This window comes from Isoptericola hypogeus, assembly GCF_039531145.1.
Taxonomy (GTDB): Bacteria; Actinomycetota; Actinomycetes; order Actinomycetales; family Cellulomonadaceae; genus Isoptericola; species Isoptericola hypogeus.
Map to the genome: position 1 here is coordinate 147,266 of NZ_BAAAPM010000003.1, position 15,559 is coordinate 162,824.

Sequence of the window (15,559 nt, forward strand, 5' to 3'; positions counted from 1 at the left end):
TTTCCATCAAGAGGGAGGCGCCCACGATCGGGGGCCCGCCCATCTTACCCGGACGAGTCAGGCCCCGACGGGTTCTGTGACGCGCCAGACCCTGCGGCCCCGTCGCCCGGTGGCGCGCCCGGCCCCTCCCGCGGGCGCCGGCGCGGCACCCGGAGCCTGAGGGCGCCCGGCGCGGGGGGCAGCACGTTCTCCCACCGGCCGGCGAGCGTCGTCGCCACCTTCTCGGTGACGTGCTCGGTCAGCTCGGCCCGGGCGGCGCGCCGCTCCGCGCGCACGATGGCACGATGCTCGGCGCTCAGCTCCTTGACGACCGACGCGCCCATGCCGATCAGCACGAGCGAGAAGGGCAGCGCGATGAGGATCGCCGCCGTCTGGAGCGCGGTGAGGCCGCCGGCCAGGAGCAGGGCCGCCGCGACCAGACCCTCGAGGATCGCCCAGAACAGCCGGCTCCACAGCGGCGGGTTCGGGTCGCCGCCGTTCGCGAGCATGTCGACGACGAAGGAGCCGGAGTCGGACGACGTCACGAAGAAGACGATGACCAGGATGATCGCCGCGACGGACAGCCACGCGCCCCCGCCGGGCAGCGTGTCGAAGAGCTGGAACATCGCGGTGTCCGTGTTCACCTCCCCCGTCGCCGGGTCGAGCATGCTGCCGGGCTCGGCCATCTCCTGGTTCAGCCCGGCTCCGCCGAAGACGCTGAACCAGATCGTGGTGACGGCCATCGGCACGGCGAGCGTGCCGAGCACGAACTCGCGCACGGTGCGCCCGCGCGAGATGCGCGCGATGAAGACCCCGACGAACGGCGCCCAGGAGATCCACCAGCCCCAGTAGAAGATCGTCCAGCTCGACTCCCAGGCCAGGCCTTCGTCCCCCCGGAACGCCAGCGTGTCGAACGTCAGCCGGATCACGTTGGAGAAGTAGTAGCCGAACGACTGCACCCACTCGCGCAGAAGGAACAACGTGGGGCCCAGCACGAAGACGGCGCCGAGCACGACCCCGGCCAGGACCATGTTCCCGTTCGAGAGCCACTTGATGCCCTTGGAGAGGCCCGACGCGACCGACAGCGCCGCGACGGCCGTGATGGCGGCGATGAGGCCGATCTTCAGCGCCATGGACGCGTCGTCGACCCAGCCGAGGAACTCGAGCCCGTTCGACACCTGCAGCACCCCGAAGCCGAGCGAGGTCGCCACGCCGAACACGGTGCCGATGATGGCGACGACGTCGATGACGTCCCCCAGCCGGCCCTTGACCCGGTCGCCGAAGAGCGGCTCGAGCGCCCAGCGGATCGACACCGGCCGCCCCTTGCGGTGGATCGCGTACGCGAGCGCGAGGCCCGCCACCACGTAGATCGCCCATGCGTGGATGCCCCAGTGCAGGTACGTCTGCCCGATCGCGGCCTGGGCCAGGAACGGGTCGTCGCCGGTCACGCCGGGCTTCGGGGACTCGAAGTGCGACAGCGGCTCCGCGACGCCGAAGTAGACGAGCCCGATACCCATACCGGTGGCGAAGAGCATCGAGAACCACACGGGGAGCCTGAACTCCGGCTCCTCGTCGTCCGGCCCGAGCACGATGTCGCCGAACCGGCTCAGTCCCATCCAGATCGCGAAGACGACGAAGGCGGCCACGATGAGCACGTAGTACCAGCCGAAGACGCCGATGACCTCGGCCTGGAGCCAGCCCATGGCGTTCGTCATGGCCTCGGGGGCGACGACCGCGATCAGCACGAAGAGCAGGATGATGCCCGCGGCCGGGTAGAACACGCCGCGGGCCAGGCGCGAGGTCCGTGTCGCGGTCTGTGTCATGAGGATCACACTTCCCCCGACCTGCGGCGGCGGCAAACGGAACAGGGGCCGCCCGGCTCCCGCCGGACGGCCCCTGCTCGCGGTGGCGTACCCGCCACCCGCGTCGTCAGCTGGCGATCTCGACGCCCTCCAGGCCCGCGCCAGGGATGGCGGCGAGCAGGTCCCGCGTGTACTGCTGGCGCGGGCTGTCGAACACCTCGTCGGTGGTGGCCTGCTCGACCACCTTGCCGTTCTGCATCACGACGACCTGGTCGGCGATCTGCCGGACCACCGCGAGGTCGTGCGTGATGAACAGGTACGACAGGCCCAGCTCGTCCTGCAGCTTGCCGAGCAGCTCGAGGATCTGCGCCTGCACCAGCACGTCGAGCGCGGAGACGGCCTCGTCGAGGACGATCATCTCCGGGTTCAGCGCCAGGGCGCGCGCGATCGCGATGCGCTGCCGCTGCCCGCCCGAGAGCTCGTTCGGGAAGCGGCGCATCGTGGAGGCCGGCAGCGACACCATGTCGAGCAGCTCGCGCACGCGCGCCTCGCGCTGCTTCTTCGTGCCCACCCGGTGCAGCCGCAGGGGCTCCTCGATCGAGCTGAAGATCGAGAACATCGGGTCCAGCGAGCCGTACGGGTTCTGGAAGACGGGCTGGATGTTGCGCCGGAACGCGAACTGCTCCTTGGGCGACAGCCCGGCCACGTCGACGCCGTTGAACTCGACCACGCCCGACGTCGGCTCCAGCAGGCCCAGGACCATGTTGGCGGCCGTCGACTTGCCCGAGCCGGACTCCCCGACGATCGCGAGGGTGTGGCCGCGCTTGAGCGAGAAGGTGACGTCGTCGACGGCCGTGAAGTCCGTCGACGCCCCCGGCCGGCCGCCGCGGATCGTGAACACCTTGGTGAGGTTGCGCACGGCCACGACGTCGCCGCCCCGCGCCTTCCCCTGCGGTGCGGCGCCCGGCTCCGGGGCGAGCAGCTCGTCGGAGACCTCGCCCTCCTCGTGCGCGACCTGGATGCGGCGCGACGCGAGCGAGGGCGCCGACGCGACGAGTCGCTTCGTGTACGGGTGCTGCGGGTCGGCCAGGATCTGGCGGGCCGGGCCCGACTCCACGACGCGCCCCTTGAACATCACGACCAGGTGCTCGGCCCGCTCGGCGGCGAGCCCCAGGTCGTGCGTGATGAACAGGACCGCGGAGCCGAGCTCCTGGGTCAGCACCTCGAGGTGGTCGAGGATCTGCCGCTGCACGGTCACGTCGAGCGCCGACGTCGGCTCGTCCGCGATGAGCAGCTTGGGCCGCGCCGCGAGGCCGATCGCGATGAGCGAGCGCTGCCGCATGCCGCCGGAGAACTCGTGCGGGTACTGACGCGCGCGACGCTCGGCGTCGGGCAGGCCCGCCTCGGCGAGCAGGCCGGCCACCCGCTCCTTGCGCTCGGCCCTGCCGCCCTCGAAGCCGTTGGCCTTGAGGGCCTCCTCGATCTGCGTGCCGATGCGCCACACCGGGTTGAGGTTGGACATCGGGTCCTGGGGGACCAGCCCGATGTCGCGCCCGCGCAGGGCCTCGATCTCGGTGTGCGGCAGCCCGACGAGGTCGCGCCCGTCGAACGTGATGCTGCCGCCCGTGACCTTGCCCGTGCCGGGCAGCAGGTCGATGATCGCGTGCGCCGTCGTGGACTTGCCGGAGCCGGACTCGCCGACGATCGCGACCGCCTGGCCGGGGTAGACCGTGATGTTCGCCCCGCGCACGGCCTTGACCTCGCCCACCCGGGTGGTGAAGGAGACCTCGAGGTCCTTGATCTCGAGCAGCGGCTTGTCCGTGCCGGCGTCGTAGGTCGCGCCGTCCGGCCGGCCCTCCGGCAGCGTGCCGTCGGTGACAGGGAACTGTGTCGTCATCGCTTCCGCGCCTTCGGGTCGAGGGCGTCGCGCACGACGTCGCCCATCATCATGAAGCCGAGCACCGTCAGAGCGAGGCCCGCGGCCGGGTAGAAGAGGATCTGCGGCGCCTGCCGGATCGACTGCTGGGCGGCCGAGATGTCGCCGCCCCACGACACGACGCTCGGCGGCAGGCCGATGCCGAGGAAGCTCAGCGTGGCCTCGGCCACGATGAACGTGCCCAGCGCCACCGTGGCGTACACGATGATCGGGGCCGCGGAGTTGGGCAGCACGTGCTTGAGGAGGATCCCCCCGCGGCCCATCCCGAGGGACCGGGCCGCCGTGACGAACTCGTTGTTCTTCACCGACATCACCGTCCCGCGGCTGATACGGGCGATCGACGTCCACCCGAACGACGCGAGCACCAGCGCGACCGTGAAGCTCGTGCGGTTCTCCGACATCGACATGATGACGATGGCGGCGAGCACCAGCGGGATGGCGAAGAAGATGTCCGTGATGCGCGACAGGATGACGTCGAACCAACCGCTGAAGTAGCCCGCGATCGAGCCCATCGCGGTGCCGATGACGACGACCATCGCGGTGGCCATCACGCCCACGAGCACCGACGCGCGGGCGCCGTAGAGGGTGCGCGAATAGATGTCGCAGCCCTGACGGTCGTAGCCGAACGGGTGGCCGGGCTCCGGGCCCTGGAGCGACTTGGCCAGCTCGCAGTCGAACCGGGGGTGGACGTCGGTGAACCAGCCGGGGAACGCCGCGACGATGACGACCACGAGGATGATCACCGCGGACACCCAGAACATGGGCCGGCGGCGCATGTCGTGCCAGGCGTCGCGCCACATGCTCGACGGCTTGTCGTCGACCTTGACGGCGTCGACGGCGCCGAGGCCGCCCTCGTCGAGCTCTGCGGCGAAGTGCTCCTGCCCGGGGCGCGGTCGGCGCCCGCCGGGCACGGTCTCGATGCGGTTGTCAGGCATAGCGGATCCTCGGGTCGAGGGCGGCGTAGAGCAGGTCGACGACCAGGTTCGCCGCGATGTAGACGATCACCAGCACGGTCGTCAGCGACACCACGGTGATGTTCTCGCCGCGGACGATGGCGTTGTACAGCGTGCCGCCGACGCCGTTGATGTTGAAGATGCCCTCGGTGACGATGGCACCGCCCATGAGGTTCCCGAGGTCGGCGCCGAGGAACGTCACGACGGGGATCAGCGAGTTGCGCAGCACGTGGCGTCCGGTGACCTGCGACCGGCGCAAGCCCTTCGCCCGGGCGGTGCGCACGTAGTCGGCGCTGAGGTTCTCCGCGACGGACGTGCGGGTCAGCCGCACCACGTAGGCGAACGAGGTGGCCGCCAGCACGATGGCCGGTAGCAGCAGGCTGTAGAAGCTGGGATCTCGACCGGCGGTCACGGGGAACCACCCGAGCTTCACGCCGAGCACGAACTGCAGCACGAAGCCCATGACGAACGTCGGGACGGCGATGACGAGGAGGCTCATGAAGAGCACCGTCCCGTCGAACCAGCCGCCCTTGCGGATCCCGGCCAGCAGCCCGAACCCGATGCCGAAGACGGCCTCGATGACGAGCGCCATCATGGCGAGCTGGAAGGTCACCGGCAGCGCCTGCGCGATGACGTCGATGATCTCCTGCCCGCGGAAGTCCACGCCGAAGTCCAGCGTGAAGACTCCCTTGAGGAAGAGCAGGTACTGGACGATGAACGGTTCGTCGAGGTTGTACTGCTGGCGGATCTGCTCCTGCACGGCCTCGGAGAGACCGCGCTCCCCGCCCAGGCCGGCCACGGGGTCACCGGGCCGCAGGAACACCAGCGCGTAGAGCAGGAGCGTCGCCCCCAGGAACACAGGGATCACCTGTAGGAGCCTGCGTCCGAGATACCAGAGCATGGTCGATTGTCTCCTCGTTCGCTCCGGAGGTCCCCGGGGCTACGGGTTCATGGTGACCGGGCCTCGTTGCCCGGGCAAGGTCGGAGGGCGAGGCGTGCGTCGTCGGCACGCCCCGCCCCCTCAGGTCGAGTGGGCGACCGCGACGGTACCCGACGCGGTCGGCCTCCTCCGAATCGGGCGACCGGCCCAGGGCGGATCAAGCGGACATGCCGCCCGCCAGCCCTGAGCCGGTCGCCCGGATCAGTCAGCCGTCACTCGGACTTCGTGACCTGGTACAGCAGCGGGTCGCTGTCCCAGCCGAAGACGACGTTGTCGACCGTCTCCGCGTAGCCCCCGGTGGCGTTCTGGTACCACAGCGGGATGCCCGGCACGTCCTCGAACAGGATGCTCTGCGCCTCGATGTAGGAGGCGGTCGCCTCCTCGGGCGTGGCGGCGCCGTTGCCCTCGGTCATCTTGGCGTCGAACTCCTTGTTGGAGTAGCCCATGTCGTTCGAGCCGGCACCGGTGCCGTAGATCGGCCCAAGGAAGTTGCTCATGGCCGGGTAGTCGGCCTGCCAGCCACCGCGGAAGAGCCCCTTGAGCGACTCGTTGTCACGCGCGTCGAGGAACTCGTCGAACGTGGCGTACGGGTCGAACTCGCAGTCGATCCCGAGCGCGTCGCGCACGTTGTTGCAGACCGCGTCCACCCAAGGCTGGTGGTCGGAGTCGGCGTTCGACGCGATGAAGAGCGTGAAGTCCGCGCCGACGGGGTCCATCGACTCGGCCTCGTCCCACATCGCCTTCGCCCCGGCCGCGTCGTACGTGAGGACCTCGTTGCCGGGAACCTCCTCGGTCCAGCCCGTGATGACCGGCGACGAGAAGTCCTTGGCCGGCGTGCGGGTGCCGTTGTAGAGGGTGTCGGTAATCGTCTCGCGGTCGATCGCCATGGAGATCGCCGCGCGACGCATGGTGCCGGCCTCGCCCTGGAACTCCTTGAGGTACTCCGGCACGTTGATGACCTGGATGACGGCCGCGGGCTGGTTCACGGCCCGCTCGCCGAGGTCGGTCTCGAACGTCGCGAACGACGACGAGGGCACGTTCTTGACGATGTCGAGGTCGCCGCCGAGCAGGTCGTTGTACGCCGTGTTCTCCTCGGTGTACGCGATGAGGTCGACGCCGCCGTTCTGCACCTCGCGCCCGCCCTGGTAGTCCGGGTTCGGGACCAGGGAGATCTGCTCGTTGTGCACCCACTCGTCCAGCATGTACGGGCCGTTGCCGACCGGCGCCTCACCGAGGGCCTCGGGGTCCTCGAAGAACGCCTCCGGGAGCGGCATGAACGCGGAGTAGCCCAGACGCAGCGGGAAGTCGGACTCGGGCTGCGTGAGCTGGACTGTGAACTCGGTGTCCGACACGACCGTCAGGCCGGTGAGCTCGGAGTCCTTCTCGTAGGAGAAGCCCTCGATCGGCTCGAAGAAGTAGGACAGGTTCTGCGCGTTCGACAGCTTGGCGCCGTAGTTCCACGCGTCGACGTAGCTCTGCGCGGTGACGGGGGTGCCGTCGGTGAACTGCCAGCCGTCCTTGATGGTGATGGTCCAGGTCTGGTTGTCGTCCGACTCGATGGACTCGGCCATCTCGTTCTGCGGCACGCCGTCGGCGTCGTAGTACACCAGGCCGGCGAAGAGGCTGGTGATGACCTGCGACCCGTTGGTCTCGTTGGTCATCGTGGGGATGAGCGGGTTCTGCGGCTCACCGTTGCTCACGGTGACGATGCCGGTGCTCGCACCGGTGTCTTCGGTGGCCTCGGGGTCCTCACCGGAGCCGCCGCCGCATGCGGACAGCAGCAGGGCCGAAGCCAGGGTGAAGGCCCCGATGCCTGCAAGTCGTCGTCGAGGTGTCACGTGGTCCTCCTGAGTTGGTCGCTCGCCGTCGGGTCTCCCCGCGACGAGGGGCAGGCGCGTGTCCGCGCGCACTGCACTGTGCGCCGTGAGCCTAATCACGAACAGGCCCCGGGTCATCCCCTTGGTCCCCTTTGTACCCGGAACCGTGACCATTCCGGTATCTGGACGCAACCTCGGGGACACCATGCGGGCCCCGCGGGCGGTGTCCCCGCCGTCCGCCTCAGGCCGGCGCGAGCCGCCCGTCGCGCAGCACGAGCACCCGGTCTGCCCGGGCCACGAGCTCCGGGTCGTGGGTCGTGACGACCGCCGCGACGCCACGGGAGTGCACCAGCTCGCGCACCAGGTCCATGACGACGACCGCGGTCGCTGAGTCCAGCTGACCGGTCGGCTCGTCGGCCAGCAGCACCCGCGGCTGCGCGACGAGCGCCCGGGCGATGCCCACCCGCTGTTGCTGCCCGCCGGACAGCTCGTACGGCCGCTGCTCGGCGTGCTCGGCCAGGCCGACGGCGGCCAGCGCCGCGGCGACCCGGCGGGCCCGGTCCGCGGCGCCCGTGCGCGCGAGACGCAGCGGCACCTCCACGTTCTCCGCCGCCGACAGGACGGGGACCAGGCCGAACGACTGGAAGACGAACCCGATCTCCTCGCGGCGCACCGCGTGCAGCTCGTCCTCCGTCATCGCCGAGAGCTCGCGGCCGGGACCGGGGTCGGGTCCGACACCCTGGCCGTCCGCGCCGGCGCCCGGAGCCGGGTCGAGCCAGACCTGCCCCGACGTGGGGCGGTCCAGCCCGCCCAGGACGTGGAGCAGCGTCGACTTGCCGGAGCCCGAGGGGCCCACCACCACGACGAGCTCGCCCGCCGCCACCTCGACCGAGACGTCGACGAGGGCGTGCACCTCGCCCGCCCCCGTGCCGAAGACCCGCGAGACGCCGTGGGCCCGCAGCGCGACGGCTCCCCCGCGCGACCGCGTCCGGACGCCGTCCGGCCCGGCGCTCGCTCCCGTGCCCGCTCCCGTGCCCGCTCCGACCGTCATCGCTCCTCCGTCCGGTCCGGGCGCACCTCGACGCGGTCGGGTTCGAGCGCGAGCCGCACCCGCTCGCGCAGGTCCAGCGCCTCGACGAAGTCCGACGGCAGCTGCAGCCGTCCCACCCGGTCGAGGACCGCGAACTCCTCGGCGACGTGCCGCTGCGCACCGTCGGAGTCCACCTCGACGCGCCGCAGCACCTCGGTCGACGTCCGCCCGTCGCGGATCTGCACCGTGCGGGCGACGTGCTCCGAGACGGTCGGGTCGTGCGTGACGAGCAGCGTCGTGACGCCGGTGGCCTCGTTGACCGCCCGCAGCGCCTCCAGCACCTCGACGCTCGTGGCCTCGTCGAGCTCGCCGGTGGGCTCGTCGGCGAGCAGCACCCGCGGGCCGCCCGCCATCGCGACCGCGATGGCGACCCGCTGCTGCTGCCCGCCGGACATCTGGTCGGGGCGCCGCTCGGCGACGGCCGACACCTCGAGCAGGTCGAGCAGCTCCGCGACGCGGGCGTCGCGGCGCGCCCGGGCTCCGGCCCGCGCGCCGGCGCGCGAGATCTCCAGCGGCAGCCGCACGTTCTCCGCCGCCGTCAGGTAGGGCAGCAGGTTGCGGGAGGTCTGCTGCCACACGAAGCCGACCGTCGACCGCTGGTAGCGCACGCGGTCGCGCGGCGACATCGTCAGGAGGTCTGTGCCCGCCACGACCGCCGACCCGGCGGTCGGTGTGTCCATCCCCGACAGGATGTTGAGCAGCGTCGACTTGCCCGAGCCGGACGCCCCGACGACGGCGACGAGCTCGGACCTCCCGACGCCCAGGTCCAGGCCCTGCAGGGCCTGGACCTCGATCCCGTCCGTGGCGAAGATCCGCACCAGCCCGCGGCACCGGATCTCGTCGGCGTCCCGCCCCTCGGTCCGGCCGGCGACGCCGGCCCGCTCGTCCGTGTCGATCATCTCGTTCCCTCCATCTCCGCCTGCCCCTTGGCCTGCCGCTCAGTCCCGCCGCTCAGTCCGCCGCGGCCCGGAGCCGGTCCGCGGTCGCGGCCCTGCGGCCCAGCGCCGACGCCACCACGACGCCGAGCGCCACCACCACCCCGAACCCGGCGGCGGCCGCCAGCAGCGGCACGAGGTCCACCGTCAGCGCGGGCTGCACGTCGCCGCCCGTCAGCGGCCGCAGGTCCACGCTCGCAAGCAGCAGGGCGGGCACCACGACCCCCAGCACCGCGCCCACCACGATCGCCACCACGGCCCAGGGCGCCACCTCCCAGGCGACGATCCCCCGGGTCTCGCGGCGGCGCAGGCCCATCGACCGCAGCACGGCGAGCAGCCGCTCGCGGTCGGGCGCCGCCAGCACGAGCATGAGCACGACGGTCGTCACGCTCAGCACCGCCGCGACCGCCACGGCGACGGCGGCGCCCGCAGCGATGCCGGACGACGCCGGCGACGCGAGCACGTCGGCGGTGACGGTCGCCGGGTCGTCCACGGTGGCGCCGGGCAGCGTCTGGGCGACGACGGCGCGCACGGCCCGGGCGGCGGCCGCGGGGTCGACGTCGTCGGCGAGGGCGACCAGCGCGGTGCGAGGCTCGGGGACCACGTCGAGCGGCCCCGCCGCGCTGGCGGCGTCGACCAGGACGAAGGGCTCGTCGGTGCCCAGCCCAGGGATCGGGCCGATGCGCGCGACCACGTCCAGCTCCACCCGCTCGTCCACCAGGTCCATCGCCGCGCCGGGGGCGCCCGCGGCGACGTCCTCGACGTCGTGCACGGCCGCCCCGACCGCACCGCCGGCCCCGACGTCCGGCCCGTCCACGAGTCGGCCCAGCCCCGCCGGCGCGTCCGGCACCCCGGCCTGGACGCGCTCCAGCGCCGCGGCGTCCGCCGCCAGCACCGCGACCTGCTGGCCGGACCCTGCGACGTCGTCCGCGCCGAGCACCCACCCGGGGTCGTCGAGCCGCGCCACCGTCGCCACCTCGGCCACGCCGTCGGCCTCCCCCAGCGCGGCGAGCGCCTCGGGCGTGACGACGGGGCCGGTGACCCGCAGGTCAGCGCCGAGCTCGACGCTCGCCTGCCGCTCCACCCCCGCGTCCAGGGTCGACAGCAGCACCGCCGACGACGTCGCGACGCCGACCGACAGCACCAGCGCCAGCGCCGGGACGACCCCGCCGGCCGGCGCCCGGGTGGCCCGCGCGGCGCCCAGGAACGGGACGAGGTCCCGGCGCCGCGCCAGGACGCGCTCCGCCGCCCGCGCGGCGAACGGCGTCGCCCGCACCGCCAGCAGTGTCGCGGCGACGCTGACCAGCAGCGGCGTCGCGGCAAGCAGCGGGTCGACGCCCCCGGCGACGACTCCGCGGCGCAGCAGCAGGGCCGTGGCCAGCGCGGCGAGCCCCACGACGGCGAGGTCGACCGTGGTGCGCCACCGCGAGCGCCCGGCATGGGGCGCTGTCAGGTCCGAGCGTTCCCGGCGCAGGCCGCGGGGCACGGTCACGGCCGCCGCGGCGAGAGCCGGGGCGAGTGCCGCCGCGGCCGTGAGCAGCACCTGCAGCCCCGTGACGCCGCCCGGCCAGACCGCGAGCCCGACGGCGAGCCCGGCGACGGCGCCCGGGACGCTCACCGCGAGCCCCTCGGCGGCCATGAGCCCGCGGACCTGGAGGCCGGTCATCCCGCGCGCCAGCAGGACCGCCAGGGCGGCACGGCGGCGGTCGACGACGAGGCGGGCCGCCAGCACCGCCACCGCGCCCACCGCGCCCAGCGGACCGACCACGAGCACGGCCAGGATCGCGTCCGTCCCGGCGCGCTCGCCCAGGACGTCGTCGAGCACGTCGGCGAGCTGGGTGCGCAGGCGCAGCCGGAGGTCGTCCCCCGCCACCACCTCGTGCGACGCGTGGGTGAAACCGCGGACCTGGGCGGCGAGGGCCTCGACGTCGCCGGCCCCCGTCGACGCGGTGGACACCGGGTACCAGAGCACGGTCTGCGCGCCTTCGCGGGTCGTGAGCGGGGCGATCATCGCCGGGTCGGTGTACACCGCGGAGGTGCCGAGGTCGCCGCGCTCAGGGTCCGCGATCACCTGCGGCACCAGGCCGAACGGCTGGTGGTGCCAGCGCGACGCGCCGGGGTCCACCGGCTCGACGATCCCGACGACCGTCAGCGACGGGAAGGCGATCGACTCGGACCGGTAGGTCCCGCCGAGCCGCCAGGCGAGGGTGTCGGACGTCGCCGGCGTCAGCACGATCTCCACGGGCTCGTCGGAGCTCGCGCCGGACGGGCCGACCGCGACGCGGGTCGCCCGGGGCCAGGCCCCGTCCACGAGGCGCATCGCCTCCCGCAGCCGCGGGGCCGCGCGCACCACCAGCTCGCTCTCCTCGACCACGCCGCTCGGCACGATCTCCACCGGGAAGGGTTCGGTGTCGACGACGAAGTCCGGCTCGCCGAGCACGCTCCGCAGGGGCTCGGGCTGGGCGTCGCGCAGCGCGGTCATCCCGTCGAGGAAGCCGGCCCAGTCGGGTTCTCCCGGCACGGCGGGCGTGTCCTGCTCGGAGCCACCGATGCCGAGGGCGCTCAGCGCCAGGTCCTCGCCGGCGCCGGGCGTCGTCGCCGCCCGGGAGACGGCGTCGCGCACCAGCGGGGAGAGGTGCGCGGTCGCGTGGTCCACCTGCTTCGCCCGCATGTCGGAGATCGCGCGCGCCGCCGACGTCGCGACCGCCGCCGTCAGCAGCGTGACGAGCGCGAGCACGAGGGTGGCGCCCCAGGCGGTGCGCAGGTGCCGGCGCAGGAGCAGACCGAACATCAGCGCACCTCCTCGCGGTACCCGGCGTCGTGCGCCTGGGCGACCACCCGGGCGCGGATCGCCACGGCCACGCCCCCCAGCCCCGCCACGAGGAGCCCGCCCGCGACGGCCACGACGCTCCATGCGACCGCGTTGATCACGGGCGGGACGACCCGCACCCCGGTCAAGGTCTCCAGGGCGAGCCCCGGCACGACCGCCGCGGCGAGCGCCCCGCCCGCCACCAGGCCGGCCACGAGGGCCGCGAGGCCCACGGCGAGCAGCTCGGCCGCGCGCCCCGCGCCCTGGGTGCGCGGCGGCACCCCGACGGCACGCAGGACCGCGACCTCGGGCCGCCGCGTGCGCAGGCTCGCGACCGCCGCCGCGGCCACCCCGACGACGGCGAGGACGGCGGCCCCGGCCGCGGCCACCCCGAACGCGGCCCGGACCGGCGCGGCGGCGTCGGAGCGACCGGGAGGCACCGTCGACGTCGTGACGACGACGGGCCCGCCGGACTGCGTGACGTCCGCGACCGCGGCGGCGAGGTCGCGCAGCCCGGCGCCCTCACGGGTCCCGGCGTCGGCGCCGACCCACGCCTGGTCCGGCAACGGCACGCTCACGACCCGGTTCAGGAACCACGCCTGCAGGTCGTCGAGGTCGACGAGGACCGCGGCGGCCTCGCCCGCCCCCGGCACCGACTCGACGATCCGGACCACCTCGCCCTGCAGCGTGACGGGCCCCGCGGGCAGCTCGGTGCGCTCCCCCACCTCGAGGTCCAGCAGGTCGGCCAGCGGGCGCGACACGACGACGGGCACCCGGTCGCTCTCGGCGCCGGAGGTCAGCAGCCGGTGCACGGACGGCCGTCTCGAGGCGAGCGCGAGGGACACCCCGAGCTCGGCCTGCTCCGGCGCCGCCCCTGGGTCGCCGGGGCCGAGGTCGCTCGCCGGCGCCCACAGGGAGTCCGCGGGGTCCAGCACCACCGGGTCCGCTCCCGTGCCGGTGTCGGCGGTGAGAGAGTCGACCCTCAGGTCGAGCTGCGCGACCCACGACTCCGACCCCGCGGCCACCACGTCCAGGCCGACCAGCCGCGGCCCCTCGTCGAGCCCTTCGGCAGCCAGTCCCGGCGGCAGCGGGATCGTCAGGTCGTGGGTGCTCGCGCGCGGGCCGAGGACCCCGGCGTCGGTGGTCCCGGGGTCGCCGTCACCGTCCAGGTCGTAGCCGAGCGTCCCGGCCTCCACGGGGACGACCTGGCCCTCCGCGTCGGCGAGCCACACCCGCAGCGCGACCTCGGAGCCCTCCAGAAGGGCGAGCGCCCCCGCCAGGAACTCGTCCCCCCGGGCGGCCTCGGCGAGGTCGGCCCAGGCCAGTTCCCGCCCGATCGGCCCCGTGGCCGAGACCTCGCCGACGGTGAGTGCGCCCGTGACGCGCAGGGTGACCTCCTCGGTACCGGGGGGCAGCGCGGGGGCCGCGGCGAACGGGGAGGTCCCCGCCAGCCCGGACAGCGTCGCCGCGGGGTCGGTGCCTCCGTCCGGGACCCGGACCACGTCGCCCGCCGTCCCGGGCCCCGCGGGCAGGCCGAGGGTCGCGACCGGCCGGTGGTCGATGTCGGCGTCCACCACCATCGCCGGTACGGCGGCGAGGGCCCCGTCCAGCCCGGCGAGCCGGGCGACGGCGTCCGCGCCCACGGGTGCGCCGTCCGCACGCACCACGCGCACGTCGGTGCCGTTCGCGACGATCGCGGCGTCGCCCCGCAGCCGCTCGGAGGTGCCGGCGTAGGTCGCGGCGAGCACGACCGACCCGCCCGCCAGCACCACGAGCGCCACCGGCACCGCGACCACCACGAGCCGCCGCGCCACCTGCCGGGCGATCAGCACGCCGACGGCGCCGCGCGACCGGCTCGCGAGCGCCGCCCACCCGCGGGAGAGCGGGCCGAGCGCGGCGACGACGACCACGGCCGCGGCGGCGAGGGCCAGCGCCGGGGCCGCGGCGGCCGCGGGATCGGTCCGGCCGCCGTCCGGCGTCGGGACCAGCGGCGACCCGTACCGCAGGAGCAGCCAGAGCGTCACCCCCGCCGCGACCAGCGTGAGCACCACCGTGCCGACCGCCGCCGCCTGCCGTCCACGGCCCGAGAGCTCGGCCGGGCGGCCCGCCGCCGCGGCCCGCGCCTGCAGCCCCGCCGCGACGCCCAGCGTGACGGCGGCGAGCGCGGCCACCGCGCCCGCGCTGCCGAGGACCCCGCCCACGGCCTCGCCAGCACCACCAGGTGCACCCCGGGCCGCGAGCCAGGCGCCCGCCCCCGCGACACCCACCCCTGCCGCGAGCGCGCAGACGACCGCCGCCTCCCAGGTGGCCGCCGCCGTCACCTGGGCCGCCGACGCGCCCCGGGCCACCAGGAGGCGCACCTCCGCCTCGCGCGTCGCGGCGAGGAGGCGCGCCACCTGGGCGACGGCGACGACGCCGACGAGGGCGAGCAGGATCAGGGGCACCAGGGTCACGGCCGACGCGGCCCGGGCGGCGACGCGGGCCGCGGCCGCCCGCTCGGGCAGATCGCCGGTCACCGTCACGCCCCGCTCCGACACGGCCTCGTCGTCGTGCAGCAGGGGCTGGAGCCGCTGGGCGCCGGCGGCCAGGACGGGCAGGTCCTCGGGCCCGGTCGCGGCGACGTCCGGGGCCAGGGTCCAGCGCAGGAAGGGGTCGTCGGAGTCCGTGTCGGGCACGACCTCGCGGCGCAGCTCGTAGGGGGCGCCGGCGAAGAGGTCGCGCACCGTGCCACGCACGGCCTCGTCCTGCGCCTGCGCGGCGGACTCGGACGGCCGCAGGCGGGTCTGCACGACGAGCGTCGCGGCCTCGCGACCCTCGCCGGCGAGGCCCTCGCGCGCGATGGCGGTCTGGGCGTCCTGCACGGACGCCACCGTGGCGCCGACCGCCGCGCCCACCGCCGCGACCAGCAGCAGCACGAGCGCCAGGAGGCCGCGCTGGGCGGCGCCGCGGCGTGCCAGCAGCCGCGCGCGGCCCATCAGGCCGCCGCCCTCGTCGCGGCGCACGGCGCGCTCCGCTGCCCGCCCACTCGTCCTCCGTCCCTCCCGCGGACGTCCGCGGGGTCCGCTCCGTCGCGGTCGGCCCCGACCCTAGCGCCGACGCTCGTTGCCGCGCCGGTAGTTGCCGGTCGCGCGGGCGAGCAGCTGCTGGTCCGTCTCGTCGTCGTGGCCCAGGAGCGCGACGAGCCGCTCGGCCCGCGCCCCGGCGACCGTCACGACGAGCCGCCCACCCCGGCGCACCAGCACGGCGCCGTCCCGAGTGACCCGGTACTCGAAGGGATCGTCACGCAGGCCCACGGATA

The 15,559-nt window shown here is 74.2% G+C and carries 10 protein-coding genes; all 10 read right to left on the reverse strand.

Annotated features, from left to right (window positions below; translation table 11 throughout):
• Window positions 1–44 precede the first annotated feature (44 nt).
• The 10 genes from ABD254_RS03020 to ABD254_RS03065 all read right to left on the reverse strand — a co-directional run bounded on the left by ABD254_RS03020 (window position 45) and on the right by ABD254_RS03065 (window position 15,554).
• On the reverse strand, window positions 45–1,802 hold the full coding sequence (locus ABD254_RS03020) for a BCCT family transporter (protein ID WP_344245530.1): 1,758 nt from the start codon (window positions 1,800–1,802) through the stop codon (window positions 45–47).
• A 106-nt stretch (window positions 1,803–1,908) separates the two neighbouring features.
• Window positions 1,909–3,678, reverse strand: coding sequence for a dipeptide ABC transporter ATP-binding protein (locus ABD254_RS03025; RefSeq protein ID WP_344245532.1), 1,770 nt, complete (start codon window positions 3,676–3,678; stop codon window positions 1,909–1,911).
• Window positions 3,675–4,652 (reverse strand): ABC transporter permease, encoded by a 978-nt coding sequence (locus ABD254_RS03030; RefSeq protein ID WP_344245534.1) that lies wholly within the window; start codon window positions 4,650–4,652, stop codon window positions 3,675–3,677. Before ABD254_RS03030 ends, ABD254_RS03025 begins: the two co-directional genes overlap by 4 nt.
• Window positions 4,645–5,571: an ABC transporter permease gene (locus ABD254_RS03035; protein WP_344245536.1), complete on the reverse strand. Its 927-nt coding sequence runs from the start codon at window positions 5,569–5,571 to the stop codon at window positions 4,645–4,647. The genes ABD254_RS03030 and ABD254_RS03035 overlap by 8 nt, the downstream gene beginning before the upstream one ends.
• A 251-nt stretch (window positions 5,572–5,822) precedes the next feature.
• The gene (locus tag ABD254_RS03040) at window positions 5,823–7,448 is read right to left on the reverse strand and encodes a peptide ABC transporter substrate-binding protein (RefSeq protein WP_344245538.1); all 1,626 of its coding nucleotides are present in this window, start codon (window positions 7,446–7,448) and stop codon (window positions 5,823–5,825) included.
• A 220-nt stretch (window positions 7,449–7,668) separates the two neighbouring features.
• Complete coding sequence (locus ABD254_RS03045) at window positions 7,669–8,478, reverse strand: ABC transporter ATP-binding protein (protein WP_344245540.1); 810 nt, start codon at window positions 8,476–8,478, stop codon at window positions 7,669–7,671.
• A complete protein-coding gene (locus ABD254_RS03050) occupies window positions 8,475–9,416 on the reverse strand; it encodes an ABC transporter ATP-binding protein (RefSeq protein WP_344245542.1) in 942 nt (313 codons plus the stop codon). Before ABD254_RS03050 ends, ABD254_RS03045 begins: the two co-directional genes overlap by 4 nt.
• 52 nt (window positions 9,417–9,468) lie before the next feature.
• On the reverse strand, window positions 9,469–12,243 hold the full coding sequence (locus tag ABD254_RS03055; RefSeq protein WP_344245544.1) for an FtsX-like permease family protein: 2,775 nt from the start codon (window positions 12,241–12,243) through the stop codon (window positions 9,469–9,471).
• Entirely contained in the window at window positions 12,243–15,263 is a 3,021-nt protein-coding gene (locus tag ABD254_RS03060) for an FtsX-like permease family protein (protein ID WP_344245545.1), read from the reverse strand. The genes ABD254_RS03055 and ABD254_RS03060 overlap by 1 nt, the downstream gene beginning before the upstream one ends.
• A gap of 84 nt (window positions 15,264–15,347) precedes the next feature.
• On the reverse strand, window positions 15,348–15,554 hold the full coding sequence (locus ABD254_RS03065; RefSeq protein ID WP_344245547.1) for a hypothetical protein: 207 nt from the start codon (window positions 15,552–15,554) through the stop codon (window positions 15,348–15,350).
• Between the last annotated feature and the right edge of the window lie 5 nt (window positions 15,555–15,559).